This is a genomic window from Clostridium sp. BJN0013, assembly GCF_040939125.1.
In the GTDB taxonomy this organism is placed as follows: domain Bacteria; phylum Bacillota; class Clostridia; order Clostridiales; family Clostridiaceae; genus Clostridium_B.
Window position 1 is genome coordinate 558,656 of the sequence record NZ_CP162495.1, and the last position, 21,678, is coordinate 580,333.

Consider the following 21,678-nt stretch of genomic DNA (forward strand, 5'->3'; position numbering starts at 1 on the left):
ATTTCATCTTAGGAGTGGTTTTATGGAAAAAGAAAATAAACACAAAAAAGAAGTGATTAATTGGATAAAGATTATTATAATTACTATTATAATATCATTGGTTGCTAAAAATTATGTATTTGAAAGAATACATATTAATGGATATTCAATGATGCCAACACTTAATAATAATGATAGTGTGTTGATTGAAAAACTTTCGTTATTAACTAATAATTTTAAAAGAGGTCAAATAATAATATTCGATTCTGAAAATAAAAACCATGATGTATTAATAAAAAGAATTATAGGTGTTGAAGGTGATGAAATAGAACTTATTAAAGGAAAAGTATATTTAAATGGTAAAATTCTAAAAGAACCTTACCTTGAAAAAAATATAATTACAGATGGTGGCACATTTTTAAATCAAAAAAAGAAAATAAAAATTGAAAAAGGATTTGTTTTTTTACTTGGAGATAATAGAGTAAATAGTAAGGATAGTAGATATTTTGGACCTATTAATATAAAATCAATAAAAGGACATATTATATTAAAAATTTTTCCATTAGGCCAAATCAAGCTTTTGTTTTGATTTATGTCAAAGATTAGACAGTGCCTTAATTTAAATTTCAAATAAATATACACTAACGAGAGATAAAGCATATTCCTTTTTAGTTTCTTGAGACTTTCATAAGATGATACTGTTGCAGATCTCCTACGTATAATATATTTTTGTAACCATGAGTTTCAAAAAAGCCTTCATTTCAGTTATTGCTGTTGGATTCCACTCACTATCTGAATGATTGCCAGAAAGAATTTGTGCCATAACTGGAAGACCATTTTTTGAACAGCAGTACCTATTTTAAATTGTTTTAAATCTGGACGATGGTCCTTGAATTGGTGTTCTTTATTATTTTCAGAATACTTTTTTTATACAAGTTTTAATTCCCATTTATATGGATATTAGGTGCCCGTAGGTCAGGGGAGCCTTCGAATAAAAATTTTTAATCAGAAGTTAAGAATAAAAAGGACTTAAATACTAAGGCTTATACCTGTAAGATGGGGCTATTTCTTTTAAGGTTTTTTCTTTAGTAGCATTATTTTTAAATATCTTAAATGAGTATATAGCTAAAAGTAATACTATAAATACGGTAGAAAATCTATACATAACAGCATAACTTTCATGTTCTGCAACAAAACTTAAAAGAATAGCACCTAATGTGTAAGATAGATCCATGGAGGATAAAAAAGTTCCATATTCCACATAATGTTATTACTAAGAGAAAACATAATAAAGAGGGTAGGGCAGCTTTTTTTCAAAGGATTCTACCGGTGAAAAAATTTTCCTTGAGTTAGATTTTGAAGCAATTTTCTCAGGCGTTTTAACCTGAAAAAGAAATAGTACTCCAACAACTACTAGAGTTATTGATATAAAAGCAATATTTTTAAAACTGTATAAGTTCATTAGAATTATTGCAACCATAGGGGATAAAGCCATAGATATTATCATGGAAAGAGAATAATGACCCATGCCTTCACCACGTTTTTCTTTAGGTATAATATCAGAAAAGATAGCAGCAGCACCGGTAGAAGCAAGTCCCCATCCTACTCCTTGAATAATACGGACAATTATTATGGCATCTACAGGAAGCCAAATATAAGATAGTGTAGTTATATTAAGAATTATTCACCCTATTACAAGTAAGGGCTTGATCTCAAGTTTATCCATTATACTGCTTGAAATTAACCTGATAAGCAGTGAAGTTATTGAAAAAGTGCTTACAACAAGACTTGCTTCAAAGTTACTTCCACCACAGAGTTTTGTGTATGCAGATAAAGTTGGTACAAGCATGTAAAATCCTAAATATATAAATAGGTTTGAAAACAGCATTACTATGTAACTTTTAGTCCATGGTCCTTTAGGTATTGATTGAAGCTCTTCTTCCAAGATGATTCTTCCTTAAATATAATCTATATTTTTGTTAATCTGCAAAAGAACTTTGCGATATATTTTTAGTTCCTCGCAAGATATATCATGAAGTATATCCTTAAATATTTCCTCTAAAAAGGGAATAACTTTATTACATATGTTTAGACCATCTTCTGTTATGTGTATTACAAAGGATCGCCTGTCATTTTCAGAGGCATGTCTTTCAATAAAATTTTTTCTTCCCATTATATCAAGTATTCTGGTTAATGTAGATTGATCTTTATCTGAAATCTCTGCCAACAGTTTGTGGCTTATCCTATTCTTTTTAGATAAGTTCACTAGTACCAGCCACTGTTCAGTAGTTAGATGAAATCTTTTTAATTGTTTATTGACATAATGTACTAATTTTTTGGAAGTTTTATTAGTCAACATTCCAATATCTTCATCATAAGATTGAAACATATTATTTTCATCTCCTTAAAATAAATTTGTTATATTAATAGTTTGTACAACAATTAATTTATAAACAGATTTATACACATTTTTCAATAAGTATTATATAAATTAAGGTTAATAACATATGTTTTATCCGAAGGCTACCATTGCTAACAGTCCCATCTTCTTCAAAGTGAGGGATAAGCACTGCTACGCCTTTGGATAAGTTCTTCTAAGGTTCAGATGGAGAAAGGTATTCCTTATAAGTAAACTCCATCTGAGCCTAAGAATCACTTGATATAATGAATAATTTATTGTTAAAAATGAATAAATTACATTATTATACAGAGGTTTTTATACTTTTTTGTAGAATAATTACTATAATGTATATTAATATGGATTTATAGTGAGGTGGCTTATGGTTAATATATTGGTATTGGAAGATAATCCAGTTCAAAGAAAAATTTTAGTTGAAACAATAAAACAAATAGACAAGCACTTTATTATTTATGAAGGAGACAGCGAAAAAGAAGGCCTGGAAATTGCAAACAAAAAAGAAATATCATTATTTTATGTAGATATCAGTTTAAAAGGCTCTTCAGGACTAGACTTTGCAAAAAAAGTAAGAACCATAAATGAATATAAGTTAACATGGATTGTGTTTATAACCACCTACGTAAAACATATGCTGGAGGCATTTAAAGAAATTCATTGTTATGACTATATTATAAAACCCTATAAAGAGGAAAAGGTAAGGGAAGTTACCTTAACTCTTCTGGAAAATAAGAAGCGGGAAGATACAAAGCTTATTGATAAAAAAAAGTATATGGTATTTAATGTAAAGGGAATTCTCCTTAAACTTTGTGTTGATGAGATTATTTTTATTGAAGTATATTTGAGAACTTTTATTATACACACTAAAACTGGAAAATATGAGGCAAAAAATACTTCCTTAAAGAAAATAAAAGAACAGATGAAGGATTTCAATTTTATTCAAGTGCATAAATCGTATATTGTCAACTTAAAATTAGTAAAATCCATTGATAGGACTACATGTCCATGGAACATACAATTTGAAAATTATAAAGAGTGTGTACCTATAGGAAATAAATTTAAAGATGATGTACTTAAGAAATTTAAAGATAATTTTAGAGGTGTGCTATGAATAACTATGAACTTTTTTTTAGTTCTTTTACAGAATTAATCAGTATACTTATATTGTTCAATGCCTTCAATAAGAATTCTCAGAATAAGTTTATAAAAAGTTTTATTATTATTTTATTATCGAGTATAGTGGTAGTTATAACCAATTCTTTTACTTCATGGATAGGAACACTCATCAATTTTGCTTTTCTAGTATTTATGCTTATGTTCTTCTATAAAAAAAATATGAGGGATCTGGTGATAGAATATACATTTATAATAGTATTTGTCATGGTAATGGAATTAATTGTAGATAGAATTTTAATAGTATTTGTATTCGGAGAACTTAATAGTGAATTTCTCAATTATATTTTCACTAATACGATAATGATAATTTTATGTATTTTTGTTTATTTTTGGATTACAGATAAAATTATATTTAATATGTATAAAAGAATAGATAAATTGTATTTTTTGTTAATAAACTTAATTATCTATGGCATTATAGCAAAGTTGATCTGGGAAAACAATAAATACATTATACTGAAAAATGTATTTGTTTTTATTATGATACCCATTGTGATGTGCGTTGTAAATTTAATATTCATTATTTATATTCAAAATATTGTAGAACATAAAAAATCTCTCGAAACCTATAATAAATACAATTCTATAATTTTAAATTTAATAGATGAAATAAAAAGTAGGCAGCATGATTTTAAAAATCATTTCACAACTATATATGGAATGGTATTAACTTATGATGAAAAAGAGTTAAAGTATGAACTGAAAAATTATTTGGAATCCCTACAGAAATCTCTTTCAGACACTGAAGAATATATATATATGGGCAGCAAAGTTTTTGTTGCAATAATTTATGTAAAAGTTAGAGAAGCAAAACAAAAAAATATCAATTTTTCTTTTAACATTGAAGATAATACTATAAAATTTCCGTTAAGAGGATATGAACTGTCAGAAGTGTTAAATAATTTGATTGACAATGCCTTTAAAGCTGTAATGGATATGGAACCAGATAAAAAAAATGTATATTTAAAGATAGCGCAAAATGAGAAGAAAAAGTGTATAGAGGTAGGCAATACCAAACCTGAAATGTTTGAAAAAGTTATTACAGATATTTTTCATAAGGGTTTTACTACTAAAAAAGAGGATGGGCATGGATATGGACTGTACAATGTAAAAAAGATAGTACAGAGGTACAAAGGTAAGATTGAAGTTTTAATAGAAGATGAAAATGTAATTTTTAGGATAACGTTCTATTCCATATGAATTTTTATTTAGGGATTATTTGAAATATTTACGATACTATAATTTATACAGAATGTAAATACAAAAAGCATGAAATAGTGTTTTTTAAGCATGAAAAACTATTAATGTTCATTAATATATTTTTTATGCTTATTTATTTAGGTTTCATGCTTTTTGTATTGAATATAAAATATATATCCATATAATCTTAAGTATGGCAATTGTATGTATGATTACAAGACTGTACATATAAATTTTCTAGGTTGCCAAGGTTTTTAAGGGGGAATAAAAAATGTTAAGAAGAAGACTGTCAACACTTTTTTTATGTGCATCCTTGTTACTGTGTAATTTACCTTTTAGTTCATCAGCTTTTGCAAGTCCATCAAATGCAACCACAATGGATATTCAGAACATTACTTTAACAGAAACTGATAAAGCAAGCATACAGCGTACTATTAACGACTTCTTTAATATTGAAAAAGAATCATTAGTAAATGGAAATTTAATTGATAGCAATAAAATTACTCCTAATGAGAAACTGAGAAAATCATATAACGCAAAAAATGAATTTAATATTTTGTGGAACAAAAAATTAAATGAAAAAATAACATCATATAATTTCAATGTTAAATATGACTCTTTCGAATTAAAAGATAATAAATGCACAGTTGATTTAACAAGAGATAGAACTATGACTAGTACTAACTTTCCTAATATTGCTCAACAATCAGCAGGTGAAAAATTTTCATTTGTATTAGAAAAAGAAGATAGCAATTGGTATATTGATAGCTATGCTAATTCAGAAGATGATGGATTTGATAAAGAGGAAGTATCCTTAAAGTCAAATAAATTAGAAGTAACTAATGAGAGATTAGCTAAATGGGAACAGAATCTACAAAATATAGATGAATTAGTATCGGATTTTAAAAATATTACTTTAAATAAAGACAAAGATAAAGACAGCAGTAGTATGAAACCTGCTCAATATTCAGGTTATAATGGTATAGCAGCTTCAGAATATGCTCAAACATGGGCAATGTCATATAATCCTTATTACCAGCATTTTGATGGAAATGGTGGAGATTGTACTAACTTTGCATCTCAAGCTATCCATGCAGGAGGATTACCTTATGGTCTTAGTTGGCAACCTTACACTAATGCATGGATACGGGTAATTACATTAAGGGATTATTTAGTTATTAACAACTATGGTACAGAATTTCCTTATGTACCTTTTGATTATATTGGACAACTAATTCAATTTTCTGATGCAAGTGGATGGGGCCATTCTGGTATTTTGACTTATTATTCTTCAAATGGAGATTACTTATACTGTTGCCATAGTGATTTTAAAAAAAATTGGCCGTTAAGTAGCGTATTTCCAGGGAGATACTCCCAAATCAGGGTTTTTAGGATATATAGTTAAGCTTGAATATGTAATGATTTGTGTAAAAAGCAACAGTAAAGTAGCTGTAACTTTTATATGCCGCTATTATTATGGTAATAGATAAGTTTGCCTATGAAGGTATAGAAAAACTATGCTAATAAACTAAGAAATTAGCATAGTTTTTTGACTTTACTCCTAACTCATAATAATAAATATGATGGTAATCGATTTATTAATTAAATAGAATAAAATTAAGGCTGCCCCATATCATCTATAAGCCAGGGTGAATTTTTATCTTTTCTAATTACATAAAACCAGCATGTGTGATTTCCATTTTCTTCAGGAACAACTGAACCTTCTGTATATTTTACATCATATTTAGCTCTATATACTTTTACATTCTCTTTTTTGACCCCATTAATACTTCCTCTGCCATGGGATAAATAACCATTTTTGAAAAGAGGATCTGATTCTTCGTTTATACTAATAATTTTAAAGTATTCTATATATTTAAATACCCATATAGGATTAGGGCCAATGGCTTCTTTAGTTAATAATTTTTCCACATGTTGTTGATCTTTTTCACTATAATATTTAAAATAATTTTCTACTACTTGTTTTGGCTGTAATAATTCTCTATTACCAGTTACATTGTTTTTTTGACTTATGTTATTTTGGGCAAATATATTAACACTAATCAATGATACTGCAGTTAATGTCACAACTAAAAGTATAAGAATTATACCTTTTTTTCTCTTCTTAAAATTAAACATATTTTTAAGTCTCCCCTTTAATATATTCTTATTATTAAACCCTGTAATTAAATTTTGCTTTACAGCATTATTTTTATTAAGTCTTAGTGAATTAACAAGAGCGGATGCATATAATTTTCTTTCTTCCATATCTGACTTTTTAAGTACAGCTTCATCACAGGACAATTCACAGTCTTTGTTTATTTCTCTGCACATAACATAAACCATAGGATTAAACCAATGCATGGATGAAATTATTAATACTAAAAGCTTATACATCATGTCATATTTTTTATAATGCATAAGTTCATGTTTTAAGATATATTTTAATTCTTGAGTATTATATAAAACTGAAGGAATTAATATACAGGAATTAAATATTCCAATACCCAGAGGTGTTGAGATTCCCCGGCAGAACTTGAGAGAAATTTTTCTTTTAATATTCATTTCAACTAACAATTCTGAATATATATTTCTAATTTTACTGTCAGGTATATCATAAGTGAAGTGTTTGATTTTATTGTTGAAAATAATATAGGAAATAATATGATAAGCTAAAAATATTACTGACACAATGAGCCATATATAAAACAGTATTGTGAAGTAGTTTTCCATAGGGTAGCTGTCAGTTATCATATCAGGACTGTTTTTTATTTTCATACTTTCACTTAAAGAAATTCCACTTTCTATAATTGTCTTTACATTAGTTGGGGAGTGTTGAAAAGTATTGGATATCTTTTCTGGAATATAAATTGGAATTTTAAAAGGCATAATCATTTTAAGTATTACAGCCAGCCATATATAATAATTAAAGGCACTGGTATATCTTTTAAATAATGTTTTTCTTAAAATTAGAATGAGTATAATTATTATGCTGCCTGTTAAAGAGGTTTTTAAAAGATTTTTCATGAATATCTCAATCATACTATCACCTATTTCTAATCCATTTGTCTAACTCATCTAAATCATCTTCTGTAATATCATTATTATCATGAAGTGTGGTAATAAAACTTTTTAATGAACTTCCATGGACTTTTTTAAAGAAGTCCCTTGTTTCCAATCCTAAATATTCATTTTCTGTTACAATGGGTGTATAATAAGTAATTTTTTTACCCTTTGCTGATGTTATGAAATTTTTCTTTGTGAGACGTGAAAGCAGTGTTAAAATAGTAGTATTTTTCCACCCTTTTTTTTCTTCCAGGGTTTTAATAATTTCTTTTGAAGATACAGGAATTTCACCACTCCAGATAACTTTCATCACTTCTAGCTCTGATTCAGGAATTTTCATAATTGACAATATAAAGCACCTCCTTAATATATATTCTACATATGTAGAATATATATGTCAAGTGCTTTTAAATGAAATATTATTTTTGTTAAGTAATTTCAAGGTTCAGAAGAAGTTTGTTGGTGCTAGAATAAAAATAGTACAATAAATAATAGAAATCTGTTTTTATAAGGAGGGCTAAAAAAAGAAAAATTAATAACATAAAATGGAATCAGGGAATTATCAAACCACATATTACAATACTTATCAAAAGAAGAGGCTGCAGCTTTTAGTTCATATCTTACTAGGCATATTAAACTTTCAGCGATTATATAATTAATTTAGATAATGCACCAAATGATATAGATATGAATGTTTCAATACCAATAAAACAAGAAAAAGCCAGGTGATGGATATTTATTGTTATTCTCCCCAATCATCAATTAACCAAGGTGAATTTTTGTCTTTTCTTATAACGGTACACCATTTAGTCTCTTTATCTCTATGAAATACCCAATTTACATCAATGAATTCAATTTTATAAATTTTTACATTTTCTTCTGTTGCACCATTTCTTCGTCCTCTTCCATTTTCCAGGTATGATTTCTTTTGAAAGGGGTTAGTCTCTTCTGATATACTTTCGATTTTAATATAATTAATGTATTTAATATTATTGGTATCTTTAGAACCTCTTCCCCAAATTATAGAATAATACTCTTTAGTCATCAAATTTTTTTGAACTTTTTTATCATTTTTATTCAAATATTTTATATAATTTTCAACTACTTGTTTAGGCTGTAGTAATTGTCCTTTAGTATTTATTTTATCACTGCCATCATCTTTAGAAAATATATTAACACTAATGAGTGAGACTGTGATTACCGCTATAACTAAAATTCCTATAAGGACATCCTTTTTTCTCTTTTTAAAATTAAACATATTTTTAAGTCTCTCCTTTAATACATTCTTATTATTAAACCCTGTAATTAAATTTTGTTTCAAAGCATTATTTTTATTAAGCCTTAGTGAATTAACAAGAGTAGAGACATATGTTACCAACCAATTAAGTTTTTTTCCTTCTGCGTTTTTATATTTACTGCCTTTGGCTTCTTTACATTTTCTCCATCTATTAAAATGAAGGAATCATTATCATACCAGCCAGCAGGGTAATGGGATGGTTTTTTACGTGTATCATATTTGTAAATTTTAGAACTGCCTATAGTAGCTACTGTAATTTTATCATCATCATAAGACCTCATAAGAATTTTATCTTTATTTGGGGAAATATAATATGCTGGAAAATCTTCTAATTTATCTTGTACATTAAATAGAATTTCTTTATTGGTTAATGTATCAAATACATGAATTTCATTGTCGTTTAGAAACGCGAACATATCTGTAGTATCAAATACTGGAATAGCATTTAAATTCGCTGGTATTGAGTATACTTTGTTAACTTGTCTTGTTCTTGGTACCAATTTTGAAACTTGATTTTTATCTATTAAATAACAGTTATCTGCACTATTGCTGTAGATGTATCCATCCCAGTCATCTAGCACTTTATTCCAGCTATTATCTGAATACTGATATAAACTATTATCAATGACACAAAGAATATAGTTGTCTTTAATATATACAATATTACAATTGCGCTTAAACTTCCCAGTAGGTCTTTTTATTTCTTTACTCTTGTTACTTTTTACATCATATATGTATATACTATCCAATCTATTGCTGCTAAATATATATTTACTACTATCCTTTGACCAGCAGCCCACTGCATTGTATCCACCTTTTTTAATGAGAGTTTTTAACTTTTTAGATTGTATATCATATATTTTTAATTGATCTTTATCTTCATTTTTGTCAATTAAATCTTCATCTGCTCCATCAAATCTAAAGATAATGTGTTTACAATCTGGACTAATAGTGCTAATGACAGTTGTACTTCCCTGTACTCTTGTGGCATCTACTCTTTCGGAGTCAAAAAGCTTTGTTATCTTCTTTTTCTTAACATCAATCAATAGTCCATCTACAGGATTGTGTACAAATATTTTAGAGCCATAAACGTCCTGAATAGTATAAGGCCAATCTGAAAAGTCGTAACCTGTTTTGTTCTTACAACTTACGCATAAAACAATAATTAATAATTGCAAAATAAATATAAATAGGATATTTCTTAATGAAAATACTCTTTTTAAAATTGTTTTATCCAACATATTTAACCTCCTTTATGCATAAATCCACATTATAACTTTAATAGGTTTCATATAAAATGTAAATACAAAAAGCATGAAACAGTGTTTTTTTGACATGAAAAGTTGTTGAAGGGAATTAGAATGTTTTTCATGTATGAAATAAGCTATTTCATGCTTTTTGCATTGTAGTATTATTTTTGTTAATAATATAATGGAAATGAAATTGAAAAGTAAGTTTATACACCAATTCTTAGCTATATAAATTTTATTAACAGATTAATATAAGAATTCTCCAGAATTACTTTTGAAATTAGTCATTTGTTATTGTAAGTCATATAGTTGGAATCCAATTTAAAATATAGTTAAAAAAGAGAGTTGATGTTAATGAAAAATAATAAAATTAATGATAGAATTATAATAGTAATACTTGCTGTAATAATATTAACTATTATAAATGTATCTTTTAAAAATAGCAGACTACCTTCTGCTGTAAATGTTTATACGTCAATTAATAATGATCCGGAAACTATATTAAGTTACTCTAAATATAAACATTCAATAGGGAGTTATAAAGAGGCTATTGAAGGATATGAAGCTGTTATAAACAACTCTTCATCAAGTAAATCTTTGAAATTAAAAGCACAAGCATATCTTATATTATCACAGCATGGACATGCATTAGAGCCAATTGAAACAATTAAATACTTAGAAGATAGTAAGGCTAAGAGTAATGAATTTAAAAAAATAGGATATATATTTTTAGATAGAGTTAACTATACAACCACAGGCGATTATTTTAATGCCAGTAAAGAAACTTGTTATCATGAAAGTGAGTTTACTCATCTTGATGAAAATGGACTACCTATGGTTAAATATAGTGCTTATAATGGGGGGGATGGAAATTTTCATTATAATCCTGTAACAATAGCACAATTTTCTTTAACTGCATTTGGTAGATATAAAAATGGAACTGGTACTAGAAAACAATTTATAGATTCAATTGATAAATTATTATCCCGGCAGAGTCCTTCAGGTGCCATGAGACTTGATTTTAATTTCAAGCATTATGTAAATAGTGATATCTATAAACCAGGCTGGGTATCATCATTAGCTCAAGGACAGGCTATAAGTGCCTTTGTACGGGCCTATCAGGTAACAGGTGATAATAAATATTTACATGCCGCAGATAAAGCTTATATGTTTATGTGTATACCAGTAAATGAAGGTGGCACCAAAGATACTAGTGAGGATTTAGATGGAACTGATAATGTATTTTTTCAAGAGTACATTACTACACCAAAATCATATACTTTAAATGGCTTTATATTTACTATTATAGGTATTTATGATTTATCTCAAACTAAAGATAGTATATATAACGAGGATGCTCATAAGATGTTTGTTAATTGTAATGATACACTTCTAAAAGTTATACACAAATATGATTTAGGGTGTATGACAGCTTATGATACAGCATATCTTACAAGAAAGGATCAGTATCCTAACATGAATATACAATACCATGCAACTCATATAGAGCTTATGGATGCAATGTATTCTATAACTAACAATCCAATATACAAATACTATAATTTAATGTGGAAATCATATGTTGTTTGATATATAATTATTGACTTGTATTATTTACAGGCGTAATATTAAATTATAAATTACATCTGTAAACAGAAAGGAGAATATTTTTTGAGGAAAATAGTTGCAATCTCTGATGCGGAATTAGAAATCATGAAAATAATATGGAAAAACCCCAATATAACAGCAAATAAAATTATTGGACAGCTTAAAGGTAAGACTGAATGGAAGCCTAATACCATAAAGACATTAATAAATAGATTACTTAATAAAGGGGCCATTGATTTTCAGAAGGAAGGAAAAGAATACTACTATTAACTTGATTAATGAAGAGGAATACAAAATTTCAGAGAGTAAGTCTTTTTTAAATAAAATATTTAATGGATCTTTCAATTTGATGCTGATGAACTTTATAAAAACTAAGAACCTGTCAGAAAAAGATATTGAAGAATTGAAAAAAATTTTAAATAATGCCCATAAATAGATGATGGTGAGGTTTAGATATGGTAAATATAGTAAAAATACTATTTTTAATGTCACTGCAGGGAAGCTTTTTAGTTATATTTATACTTTTAATAAAATTAATTTTAAGGGAAAGGCTTAATGTCAAATTTCACTACTGTATATGGTTTTTGTTAATAATAAAACTTATCGTCCCGTATGCCCCCGAGAGCAATTTCAGTATATTTAATATATTTAATTCTATAGTGGATATAAGGGCTGCTGGGGCAGATCATGTTTTTAAAATTAATAAAAATAACTTTACCATATCAGATGTTAAACAGGTAGAACCTATAAAAAACACTGGAACTACAGAAAAATCTAAAAATACTATAAATTCAAATAGTATACCTGAACCAGATAAAAAAATTGATTATGAGTTTATATTTATATGTATATGGATTCTAGGCATTATGATCATGAGTATATTTGTATTATATGGAATTATAAGGATTAGGCTTATTAAAAAATTATCTACTTACCAGCAATCATCTAATATTAATAAAATTTTAGATGATTGTTTAGACATAATGGCTATTAAAGAAAAAGTAAATTTAGTATATACCTATAAAATAAACAATCCGTGTATATATGGGGTTATCAAGCCTTCAATTTTTATACCTATAAAGATTTTGGAAAGTATTTCAGAAGATGAATTCAAGTATATTTTATTACATGAGCTTTCTCATTTTAAAAGAAAAGATACTTTAGTAAATTGGATATTGATAATACTAAATATTTACTGGTATAATCCTGTGATATGGTATGGATTTTATAAGATGAGACAGGATTGTGAAATTGCATGTGATAACTGTGCCATGAAGTATTTAGGACATGGGGAAAATATAAAGTATGGAAGTGCAATTATAAAGTTGATACAGTTAACTAATGAATCACAGATTTTAATTGGTACTACCTCAATAGTTAGCAGCAAATCTGAAATAAAGAAGAGAATCATTATGATATCAAAATATAAAAGAACATCATGGAAAAGCATATTATTTGGACTCATAGTTATTATGGGCATGGGAATAGTAGGATTGACATCATCCAGTTTAAAAGTAAGTGCCCTAGATAACCATAAGATCACATTTACAAATAAAACTTTGGAAAAAGCCTTAAGAGAGAAAATGAATAAACCAGAGGGAGATATATTAAAAAACGATGTATTAAAGATAGATGAACTCAACTTATCATATAAAGAAAAAGAACTTAAATCTTTAGATGGCATTGAGAATTTAACCAACTTGAAGAGTTTGAATTTAACATTTAGTTACGCATTAAAGAAATTAATTTAAGTGGTGGTTCAAGGGATGGATATAACCATATAAAAGATATTTCTGTATTGAAGAATTTTAAAGATCTTCATAATCTAAATATTTCATTTAATGATGTTTATGTAACTTATGATACGTATAGTGGTTCAAATATCATTACAGAAGGCTCAACTTCAGTTTCATTTGCTAAGATAGTAAAAACATGTTCAAATAATAATGTCAGGTATGCCTTACTTGAAAATGAAGATACAAAGAAGATATGGGAGTAACTGTACTTAGGCTTCTCATCTGATAGTATAAAAAATTAATTTAATAATTTAGAATGTCTATTATAAAAGATATTAGTTAAATAATGGTAATTACACGAATACATTAAAAAATGATTAAGCCTAAATTCCTGGCAATAACTGGAGATCTTTAAAGTATATATGATGAATGTAGTTTTAGTATGAATGTATTGGGAATTTAGGCTTAATAATATCAGGAGTATATGATGAAAAAAAATATAATTTTAATATCGATATTTTTATTAGGGTGTGTCTGAAAACAATGCAACAATAAATTACTTAGATAAAATAAAAATAGCAGCAATATAAACAAAAGCAAGGAAAGAATCAGCAAGCTTGTCATAACGAGTTGCAATTCTTCTAAAATGTTTGATTTTGTTAAAGAAACATTCAACTAAATGACGTTCCTTGTACAGCCACCAGTCACAATTCCATGGTTCTCTTACATTTGATTTTGGTGGAATAGTATATGAGGATTTCTTTGAAGTAATATATTCTCTAATTTCATTTGTGCCATATGCCTTATCTGCCAGGATATTGCTGCCTTCTATATCAACGTTGGAAAGAACATCTACGGCCTGTGTACTGTCGTGTAGATTGCCAGATGATAATTGAAAATGGATTGGATTGCCAAGTCCATCAACAACTGCATGAATTTTTGTTGTATGTCCGCCGCGACTCAGTCCAATATGCTGTTTTGTTTCGCTGTTTACAGCCCCTTTTTAGCACCAGCACTGTGCTGGTGGGCTTTTATACATGTTGAATCAATGCTTAAATTTTCATAATCTGCATCTGAGGTTAACTCTTTAAAAATTGTTAATAAAGTACCATCGTTACGCCACTTACAAAAACGACTGTATACAGTTTTCCATGAACCGAAGCGTTCTGGTAAATCACGCCATGCTGCACCACTTCTTGCAATCCATAGTATGGCATTAAATATAAGTCGGTTGTCTTTTGGAGGTCGTCCTGTTTTTGCTATTGGAATTAAGTTTTTTATTTGATCCCATTGTTCATCTGATATTTCATAACGCTTCTGTGACATATTTGCACCCTCCGAGTTTTTTATCTTATTTTACCTAAAACTCGCTTCTTTCGCAATATTTAGTTTTCAGACACACCCTAATAAGCTGTTGTTCTTTTTCTAGTTGTAATAATTTATTTTTTAGTAATAAAAAACAATCAGCAGTATCTAATAACGTAGTGAAAGAATCAAATAAACAGTTAATGATGGATACTGTTAAAACATTGACTGGTAGTAGTAGAGCTGTTGGCTCAAATGATGAAAAAAAAGCTTGTAAATACATAAAAAATAAACTTGAATCCTACGGATATAAAACACAGTTACAGACATTTTCTGTACCTTCTGATTACTCAGAAAGTGGTGAAGTAAAGTTTAATAGCAGTCAAAACTTAATATCAATTAAAAAGAGTAAAGTAAATTATAATAAAGGTATTATAATCATTTGTGCACATTATGATTGTAATAAAGATTCTGTTGGTGCAAATGACAATGCTTCTGGAGTTTCGGTAGTTATGGAGACAGCTAGATTGTTAAAAAATATATCAAGTGATTATGAATGCAGATTTATTTTTTTTGGAGGTGAAGAAATAGGTTACTTAGGTTCTAGATATTATATAAAAAATTTATCTTCTAATGATAAAAAAAATATAAAGGCAGTTATAAATATTGACTCAATAGCACAAAAGGATGGTAGTAAGCCATCTATATTTACTATAAATGGAGAAAAAAATTACGCTACTATGTTATTAAAAAATATTCCTGAATATATGACTGTAAAGAAAACAGTTAAAGAATTTAGCGATTATGCTGTATTCGATGAAGCTGGAATTCCATCATTATGTATCGGACAGGTTTATGATAAAAATTTAAAAATAAATGGTCCACAGGATACAATTTCTACTATAGATGAATCAAAACTTAAGTTGGTTGCAGATATTATTATAAATTCGTTAGTCAATTTGGAAGTTTTAAATTATTGAGGTAATGCTAAAATTAAAGCTACTTTCATTAGAGGGTTTGTTATTCCTTTAATTTAGAGTGGCTATTTTATAAAAGGGGAGAAAATTGAGTATAAATGTTTATAAAAATATATAATATAATGAAAAAATATTTAATAGAAATAATAATCTTGATACCTATAATTATCATATTAATAAATACTCTTTTTATTTATCCAATTATAGGGAAATGTGATAATGGAGATTTTGAGAGATTGTTCTTATATGGAGGACTCTCAAATTTATGTAATAGTTATAATAAAATTTACGATGGATTCGTACATATACATTATTTGATGTCAATACCAGATATATTTTTAATATTTTTATTATTCTACAAAAATTGGGTATCTGGAAGTATATTGTTAAAATTAGCTGTAGTTATTTCATTATTCATAAATAACTCTAGTAACAATATATTTGATATAAGATACTTAGCATTTGTATATTCAGCAATATTTGTGTTAGCAGTATTTCTTATAGTTAGCTTCAAAAGATTTTCTACTTCATTAAAAGTGTTAGCAGGTATTTATATTATTTTAATTTTTACGGACACATCTTATATATCTTATTTTAACTCTTTTTTTGGAGAGGCAGGTACAATTGTTTTCTTTTTTCTAAGTATTGGAACATATTTGACACTAATAACTAGAGATAACCCTGAAATAAGATACTTTGTATACTTTTTTATAGCATCTGCAGGTTTTTTGACATCTAAGGCACAGGAGATTCCGTTATTTGTTTTTATGATTATGGTGTATATAGGATTATTTATTTATTATAAGGACAGGAATTGTAGAAAGTGTATTGTAATATCTTCACTACTTGTATTTATACTTTGTGGTGTCTCCTATATTTCATTGACAGGTAGAATGAATCAAAACAATATGTATCAGGCAGTTTTTTCAGGTATTCTAAGAGGCTCTGAGAATCCAGAAAAAGATTTACAAGAACTTGGATTAAATAAAAAATTTATAGTCTTTTATGGAAAATCTTTTTATAATAGAAATTCTGATGCAGATCCATTAAGAAAAGAGATGATAGAACAATTCTATCCTAATATATCACCAGTAAAGATCCTGTGTTTTTATTTAAAACACCCAGATAGAATGTGGCAAAAAATTCAGGATTCTGCAATGAATGCCTATGACTTTTCTATACCGGGTAAATGGAACTTTGCTAAAGGAGAATACGATGCTAATAAAAATATAAATACATTTAGAACAAAACTTAAAGATAAATACCCCCAATTACATCATAATATTTATATTTTTATTTTATTTTCAGTTATGTATCTATGTGTAGTAATAATTTATTTTATAAGGAGAAAAGATAAAACTACAAGACTTATTTTGTTAATGCTAATATTTATTTTAGCAGCAGGTTCGTCACAATTTATTTTACCAGTTATTGGTTCAGGACATGGAGATTTTGGTAAACATTTATTTTTATTGAATCTATGTTATGATACTATGTTTGGTATTTCTTTATTATGGTGTTTGAATATTATAGTAAAATTATTTTATTATAGTGGTATCTGTAATAATGAAGGTAAACACGGCCGTACAAGATTTTATTAAATTTATCGATTCCTGTTGTACTAAAATTAGGGTTGGATCAAGAATCCCCCCACCTCTTTCAAAGTGGGGGATAAGCATTGATATGATCAAGGATAAGTTTTTCTAAATGAGCAAACTCCAATTGAATCTTAGAATCACTTGATGAATTAAGATGTTAATTTATTCAAATGATCTGCAATTAATGTGATTTCCTGTAAATTTGCATTGGTTTCCTGGATGGCAGAGGTTTGTTGCTGTGTAGTCTGCAGGGTAGAATTTGATGACTCTACGGTTTTTTCTACAGAGTCTTGAATTTTTTTAGTAAGCTCTGATATTTTTACAGCTGTATCTTTTGAGTTCTGAGATAACTTTCTTATTTCTGTGGCAACCACGCCAAAACCTCTTCCTGAATCACCTGCTCTTGCAGCTTCTATAGCAGCATTTAATCCAAGCATTTTAGTCTGATCAGCTATGGATTTTATTCCATCCAATATAGAGTTTATTTCCAAAGATATATCTTTAATATTAATAATTTCTTTATTTAATACGTGCTGATTATCCGTAACATTAATTGAGGATGCAGATAGCTCTTCCATAATTGCAGAAACTTGATTTAAATTATCAAAAAGTGTTTCAGAGGTATTTTTAAGTTTTAGTTCCTGATAACCAATTTTCGATAGTGCATTTGAAATAACATATAGTACTTCTGCAGCTGCTCTTATATTTTTTTCAGTACTAATATTTACTTCATTTACAGCTTGTAAATATTTAGCCTCATCAATTCCTAGTTCTTTTGCAGTGTTTCTATATAGGGATTCTTCGGGAGCAGAAGTTAAAATTTGACCTCCTAAAATTGAGCCTATTTGTATATCCTCTACTAATATGGGAACAGCAAAATCTATTAATCCTGCGTGACAGGTATAAATGTAAGGTTTTCCTGTTCTTGCTGCTTCTATACCTCCTTTTCTATGAGATTCAGCACAGCGTCTGGTACCCATATCGGTAGACTGGGTAAGATTTAAACAAAAATTTGTATAAGAACTTGGATTTGTTACAGGGTTTCCATCCATATCTACAGTTACGCTGGCAATATTTATGCTTTCTGCAAAATTATCTTGAAATTTTTGAAGTAGTTCAATATCTATAATATCCTGTATCTTAAGTGAACTTACATCATCGTAAATATGATTGTTTTTAATATCTTTAGTCATGTTTTTATAATACCTCCAATGAATTTAAATATAATTAAAAGTAAACTAATAGTGCAATTTTTTATTTAAAGATTGCAATTAGCTAGTACTCCCAATTTTTCCAAAGTAGGGAATAGGTACTGTTCTATACCCCTAGATAAGTTTTTGTGTGATTTTTGCACTTAACTAAAAAGAACAAAGGGATGAATGATTATAAATATAAATTTACCTGATATATAGATTGAAAATAGGCATTTATTAAATCTGTATAATTTAGGCCAAAATCTAAGTTTAGTAATTTTACTTTATCCCATTGTTCATTTTCATATGCAATAATTAGTTTTAATACTTTATAATAATTATTTTTTTCCCCCAATAAGGCGCTCTTAACTTCATTTGATATGTTCAATTCTTTTAATATTTCGTTTAAAGGTCTTTCTAATATTATATCTATTAAGGATAGCATTCCTGTTAAAAATGCATTGAAGGAGTCTTTTGCCAACCCCAATTTAATAAATATTAATTCAGCAAAATGGGCTCTGACTAGTGTGTTGATCATGAATATTTCAGGTTTATCATGAGAAATTAATTTTAAGCAGGTCAGATTTATCCATTTTTTTATTCTGTCTTCACCAAAATAAATAAGAGCCTGTTTAACTGATTCTATTTTAGTTTTCAAGCAAAATTTAGCAGAGTTTGTTATCTTTAATAAATTATAAGAAAGTGAAACATCATTCTTAATTAAGTTTTCAACATTATTTATGGAGATTTCCTCTGAATTTACTTCCTTCAATAGTTTTATATATATAAGTTCATTTTCAGGTATTTTTTTACCTGATATAATTGTAGGTTTGCTAAAATAATATCCTTGAAAATATGTATAGCCGTATTCTATAGCTTCATTAAAGTCATCAAGTGTTTCAACCTTTTCTGCAAGAAATTTTATATCTTTAGACTTTATAGTGTTAATTAATTTAATTATATTTTTTCGTTCGTAACCTCTAGTTATATTAAAATCTACTTTTATTATGTCTACTAATTTAATAAGTTGTTTATATTCAGAACTAAAAGTAAAATCGTCTAAAGCCAGTGTAAAACCATTTTGCTTCAAAATTTTGCATGCATTTATTATTTTATTGGATGGTTTTATATTTTCTAAAATTTCAATTACAATAGTTTTAGGTGAAATTATTTGAAATATTTGTGAAGTTAAAATATTTTCAGTAAAATTGATGAAAGCCATTTTATTTTGAGTTATTTTATTTATATCCATATAAAATGTACTATTTATTATAATTTCCATAGTGGCTTTATCTCCATCATTTTCACTATATTTATTTTTTTTCATGTCATTTCTAAATAAAAGCTCATATCCATAAATTTTACTGTATTTATCTAGGATAGGTTGTCTAGCTATAAATATGTTCATAAAACCTCCATAATAAAATTTGTGTTTTAAATATTATTATATTTTATATTTTATTAAAACAAAACAAATATTTTGTATTGTTATGGTAGCATATTTTAAATTTAATTAAACTTAATGATGATATTTATGTGATAATTATATTGAATAAGATAAAAAATCTACATTTAAACTTAAAATTATAAATATATTATGCAATGTTTGCATGTTTTTACAAAATGTATTATAATAAAATGATACAAAATATTTGTTTTGTATCATTAACTTGTCTTGTTTTATCTAATTATCCACTAAAAATTTTTTATGGGGTATTTTGAAGCGTAATTATATTGATTTTACTGACTAATAATGATATGCTTATAGTGTATTATATACAATAATAGCAAAATTTAATAATAAAATATAGGTTTAATCAAAATTTATTAATTAAAAGGGAATCAGGTGAAATTCCTGGACTATCCCGTAGCTGTATTAGATGAATTTAAATACATTAGTAACCACTTGGAAACAGGGAAGGGGTATTTAAATGAGGATTCTTGAGTCAGAAGACCTGCCTATATTTTTGACCATGGTCTCTACGAGTGATAGGGGGTGTCAAAAAATGAAATGTACTTGTTAAATTCCTTATGAATGAGTATAGTTTTTGTCTTATCCTTTTAATGCTTTTGTTAGGGGGATTATTTACTTTTTGTGCTGTAATTTTAAATTTTAGAACAGGAGGTTTTTGTTTATGTCAAAAAAGTATCAAATTTCATTGGGAATTTTTCTTGCATTATTATTTATACCTAAAGATGTATCTGCTATGCACATTATGGAAGGCTTTCTTCCAGCAAAGTGGTGTATAGCGTGGGGTGTTGTATGTATACCTTTTGTTGTGGTGGGATTATTTTCTATAAAACAAAAGATAAAAGTAAATCCTAAAATAAAAATGCTAATAGCTATGGCAGGCGCATTTGCATTTGTTTTATCTGCCTTGAAAATTCCATCGGTTACAGGAAGTTGTTCTCATCCGACAGGAGTAGGACTTGGGGCTGTACTTTTTGGACCTGCAATTATGAGTGTCTTAGGCCTTATAGTTCTTATATTTCAAGCATTACTTCTTGCACATGGAGGATTGACTACTCTTGGAGCCAATACTTTTTCTATGGCTGTAATTGGTCCGTTGGTATCCTATTTCTTGTACAAGTTCTTGAAGAAAATGAATGTATCACCATCAATAGCTGTATTTACTGCTGCCATGCTGGGAGATTTAATGACTTATGTTACAACCTCAATTCAACTTGCTCTGGCATTTCCTGATACAACAGGAGGAGTATTGGTTTCTATGACCAAGTTTATGGGTATATTTGCCGTAACCCAAATTCCTCTTGCGATAAGTGAGGGATTACTAACTGTTATAGTTTTTAATCTTTTAAATAATTATAATAGGGAAGAACTTGTACAGCTAGGTGTTATATCAAAGGAGGTATAAT

20 protein-coding genes, 2 pseudogenes and 1 riboswitch are annotated in these 21,678 nt (G+C 27.7%); of the genes and pseudogenes, 11 read left to right on the forward strand and 11 right to left on the reverse strand.

The window, feature by feature from the left end:
- Positions 1 to 22: 22 nt before the first annotated feature.
- Positions 23 to 568, forward strand: coding sequence for a signal peptidase I (gene lepB / locus AB3K27_RS03055; RefSeq protein WP_368489779.1), 546 nt, complete (start codon positions 23 to 25; stop codon positions 566 to 568).
- Positions 569 to 1,015: 447 nt separating this feature from the next.
- Here the strand turns inward: lepB and AB3K27_RS03060 are convergent, their stop codons facing one another.
- The 4 genes from AB3K27_RS03060 to AB3K27_RS03075 are packed head-to-tail and all read right to left on the reverse strand — an operon-like array spanning position 1,016 to position 2,368.
- Complete coding sequence (locus tag AB3K27_RS03060) at positions 1,016 to 1,213, reverse strand: hypothetical protein (RefSeq protein ID WP_368489780.1); 198 nt, start codon at positions 1,211 to 1,213, stop codon at positions 1,016 to 1,018.
- A 39-nt stretch (positions 1,214 to 1,252) separates the two neighbouring features.
- The gene (locus AB3K27_RS03065; RefSeq protein WP_368491159.1) at positions 1,253 to 1,663 is read right to left on the reverse strand and encodes an MFS transporter; all 411 of its coding nucleotides are present in this window, start codon (positions 1,661 to 1,663) and stop codon (positions 1,253 to 1,255) included.
- Positions 1,664 to 1,924, reverse strand: a complete 261-nt coding sequence (locus tag AB3K27_RS03070; protein ID WP_368489781.1) for a hypothetical protein — start codon at positions 1,922 to 1,924, stop codon at positions 1,664 to 1,666.
- Positions 1,925 to 1,936: 12 nt separating this feature from the next.
- Positions 1,937 to 2,368 carry a MarR family winged helix-turn-helix transcriptional regulator gene (locus AB3K27_RS03075; protein WP_368489782.1) on the reverse strand — a complete coding sequence of 144 codons (432 nt, stop codon included), beginning with the start codon at positions 2,366 to 2,368 and terminating at the stop codon, positions 1,937 to 1,939.
- Between the two features lie 391 nt (positions 2,369 to 2,759).
- On the opposite strand from AB3K27_RS03075, the gene AB3K27_RS03080 reads away from it, so the two are divergent.
- From AB3K27_RS03080 to AB3K27_RS03090, 3 genes are all read left to right on the forward strand, one after another.
- Complete coding sequence (locus AB3K27_RS03080; protein ID WP_368489783.1) at positions 2,760 to 3,506, forward strand: LytR/AlgR family response regulator transcription factor; 747 nt, start codon at positions 2,760 to 2,762, stop codon at positions 3,504 to 3,506.
- On the forward strand, positions 3,503 to 4,771 hold the full coding sequence (locus AB3K27_RS03085) for a sensor histidine kinase (protein ID WP_368489784.1): 1,269 nt from the start codon (positions 3,503 to 3,505) through the stop codon (positions 4,769 to 4,771). The genes AB3K27_RS03080 and AB3K27_RS03085 overlap by 4 nt, the downstream gene beginning before the upstream one ends.
- Positions 4,772 to 5,042: 271 nt before the next feature.
- Complete coding sequence (locus tag AB3K27_RS03090) at positions 5,043 to 6,176, forward strand: amidase domain-containing protein (protein WP_368489785.1); 1,134 nt, start codon at positions 5,043 to 5,045, stop codon at positions 6,174 to 6,176.
- 212 nt (positions 6,177 to 6,388) lie between these two features.
- On the opposite strand, the gene AB3K27_RS03095 is transcribed toward AB3K27_RS03090, so the two are convergent.
- The 4 genes from AB3K27_RS03095 to AB3K27_RS03110 form a co-directional block, all read right to left on the reverse strand.
- Positions 6,389 to 7,813 carry a M56 family metallopeptidase gene (locus tag AB3K27_RS03095; protein ID WP_368489786.1) on the reverse strand — a complete coding sequence of 475 codons (1,425 nt, stop codon included), beginning with the start codon at positions 7,811 to 7,813 and terminating at the stop codon, positions 6,389 to 6,391.
- 4 nt (positions 7,814 to 7,817) lie between these two features.
- On the reverse strand, positions 7,818 to 8,186 hold the full coding sequence (locus tag AB3K27_RS03100; protein ID WP_368489787.1) for a BlaI/MecI/CopY family transcriptional regulator: 369 nt from the start codon (positions 8,184 to 8,186) through the stop codon (positions 7,818 to 7,820).
- Between the two features lie 393 nt (positions 8,187 to 8,579).
- Positions 8,580 to 9,215: a DUF4829 domain-containing protein gene (locus AB3K27_RS03105; RefSeq protein ID WP_368489788.1), complete on the reverse strand. Its 636-nt coding sequence runs from the start codon at positions 9,213 to 9,215 to the stop codon at positions 8,580 to 8,582.
- Positions 9,209 to 10,375: a hypothetical protein gene (locus tag AB3K27_RS03110; RefSeq protein WP_368489789.1), complete on the reverse strand. Its 1,167-nt coding sequence runs from the start codon at positions 10,373 to 10,375 to the stop codon at positions 9,209 to 9,211. The genes AB3K27_RS03105 and AB3K27_RS03110 overlap by 7 nt, the downstream gene beginning before the upstream one ends.
- A gap of 363 nt (positions 10,376 to 10,738) precedes the next feature.
- Here AB3K27_RS03110 and AB3K27_RS03115 point away from each other — a divergent pair, with 363 nt between their 5' ends.
- From AB3K27_RS03115 to AB3K27_RS03130, 4 genes and pseudogenes are all read left to right on the forward strand, one after another.
- The gene (locus AB3K27_RS03115; RefSeq protein ID WP_368489790.1) at positions 10,739 to 11,974 is read left to right on the forward strand and encodes a D-glucuronyl C5-epimerase family protein; all 1,236 of its coding nucleotides are present in this window, start codon (positions 10,739 to 10,741) and stop codon (positions 11,972 to 11,974) included.
- 81 nt (positions 11,975 to 12,055) lie between these two features.
- A pseudogene (locus AB3K27_RS03120) lies at positions 12,056 to 12,428 on the forward strand (BlaI/MecI/CopY family transcriptional regulator).
- A gap of 19 nt (positions 12,429 to 12,447) precedes the next feature.
- Positions 12,448 to 13,743, forward strand: a complete 1,296-nt coding sequence (locus tag AB3K27_RS03125) for a M56 family metallopeptidase (RefSeq protein ID WP_368489791.1) — start codon at positions 12,448 to 12,450, stop codon at positions 13,741 to 13,743.
- Positions 13,744 to 13,790: 47 nt separating this feature from the next.
- Complete coding sequence (locus tag AB3K27_RS03130; protein ID WP_368489792.1) at positions 13,791 to 13,991, forward strand: hypothetical protein; 201 nt, start codon at positions 13,791 to 13,793, stop codon at positions 13,989 to 13,991.
- A gap of 293 nt (positions 13,992 to 14,284) precedes the next feature.
- On the opposite strand, the pseudogene AB3K27_RS03135 reads toward AB3K27_RS03130, so the two are convergent.
- Positions 14,285 to 15,054 (reverse strand): annotated as a pseudogene (locus AB3K27_RS03135) (IS5 family transposase).
- Between the two features lie 158 nt (positions 15,055 to 15,212).
- Between AB3K27_RS03135 and AB3K27_RS03140 the strand changes: the two are divergent.
- Positions 15,213 to 16,013, forward strand: a complete 801-nt coding sequence (locus AB3K27_RS03140; RefSeq protein WP_368489793.1) for a M28 family peptidase — start codon at positions 15,213 to 15,215, stop codon at positions 16,011 to 16,013.
- A gap of 95 nt (positions 16,014 to 16,108) precedes the next feature.
- Positions 16,109 to 17,611: a hypothetical protein gene (locus AB3K27_RS03145; protein WP_368489794.1), complete on the forward strand. Its 1,503-nt coding sequence runs from the start codon at positions 16,109 to 16,111 to the stop codon at positions 17,609 to 17,611.
- A gap of 146 nt (positions 17,612 to 17,757) precedes the next feature.
- On the opposite strand, the gene AB3K27_RS03150 is transcribed toward AB3K27_RS03145, so the two are convergent.
- Together AB3K27_RS03150 and AB3K27_RS03155 are read right to left on the reverse strand one after the other, a co-directional pair.
- Entirely contained in the window at positions 17,758 to 18,801 is a 1,044-nt protein-coding gene (locus tag AB3K27_RS03150; protein ID WP_368489795.1) for a PocR ligand-binding domain-containing protein, read from the reverse strand.
- Positions 18,802 to 18,991: 190 nt separating this feature from the next.
- Positions 18,992 to 20,209, reverse strand: coding sequence for an EAL and HDOD domain-containing protein (locus AB3K27_RS03155; protein WP_368489796.1), 1,218 nt, complete (start codon positions 20,207 to 20,209; stop codon positions 18,992 to 18,994).
- A 384-nt stretch (positions 20,210 to 20,593) separates the two neighbouring features.
- Positions 20,594 to 20,779: riboswitch (cobalamin riboswitch) on the forward strand.
- Positions 20,780 to 20,936: 157 nt separating this feature from the next.
- On the opposite strand from AB3K27_RS03155, the gene AB3K27_RS03160 reads away from it, so the two are divergent.
- Complete coding sequence (locus tag AB3K27_RS03160; protein WP_368489797.1) at positions 20,937 to 21,677, forward strand: energy-coupling factor ABC transporter permease; 741 nt, start codon at positions 20,937 to 20,939, stop codon at positions 21,675 to 21,677.
- Position 21,678 lies beyond the last annotated feature (1 nt).

Coding starts and splice junctions, on each gene's coding strand:
- AB3K27_RS03125 (WP_368489791.1), top strand. CDS start 12,448: ATGGTAAATATAGTAAAAATACTATTTTTAATGTCACTGCAGGGAAGC.
- lepB (WP_368489779.1), top strand. CDS start 23: ATGGAAAAAGAAAATAAACACAAAAAAGAAGTGATTAATTGGATAAAG.
- AB3K27_RS03060 (WP_368489780.1), bottom strand. CDS start 1,213: ATGGATCTATCTTACACATTAGGTGCTATTCTTTTAAGTTTTGTTGCA.
- AB3K27_RS03115 (WP_368489790.1), top strand. CDS start 10,739: ATGAAAAATAATAAAATTAATGATAGAATTATAATAGTAATACTTGCT.
- AB3K27_RS03085 (WP_368489784.1), top strand. CDS start 3,503: ATGAATAACTATGAACTTTTTTTTAGTTCTTTTACAGAATTAATCAGT.
- AB3K27_RS03110 (WP_368489789.1), bottom strand. CDS start 10,375: ATGTTGGATAAAACAATTTTAAAAAGAGTATTTTCATTAAGAAATATC.
- AB3K27_RS03150 (WP_368489795.1), bottom strand. CDS start 18,801: ATGACTAAAGATATTAAAAACAATCATATTTACGATGATGTAAGTTCA.
- AB3K27_RS03080 (WP_368489783.1), top strand. CDS start 2,760: ATGGTTAATATATTGGTATTGGAAGATAATCCAGTTCAAAGAAAAATT.
- AB3K27_RS03095 (WP_368489786.1), bottom strand. CDS start 7,813: ATGATTGAGATATTCATGAAAAATCTTTTAAAAACCTCTTTAACAGGC.
- AB3K27_RS03160 (WP_368489797.1), top strand. CDS start 20,937: ATGTCAAAAAAGTATCAAATTTCATTGGGAATTTTTCTTGCATTATTA.
- AB3K27_RS03090 (WP_368489785.1), top strand. CDS start 5,043: ATGTTAAGAAGAAGACTGTCAACACTTTTTTTATGTGCATCCTTGTTA.
- AB3K27_RS03155 (WP_368489796.1), bottom strand. CDS start 20,209: ATGAACATATTTATAGCTAGACAACCTATCCTAGATAAATACAGTAAA.
- AB3K27_RS03075 (WP_368489782.1), bottom strand. CDS start 2,368: ATGTTTCAATCTTATGATGAAGATATTGGAATGTTGACTAATAAAACT.
- AB3K27_RS03145 (WP_368489794.1), top strand. CDS start 16,109: ATGTTTATAAAAATATATAATATAATGAAAAAATATTTAATAGAAATA.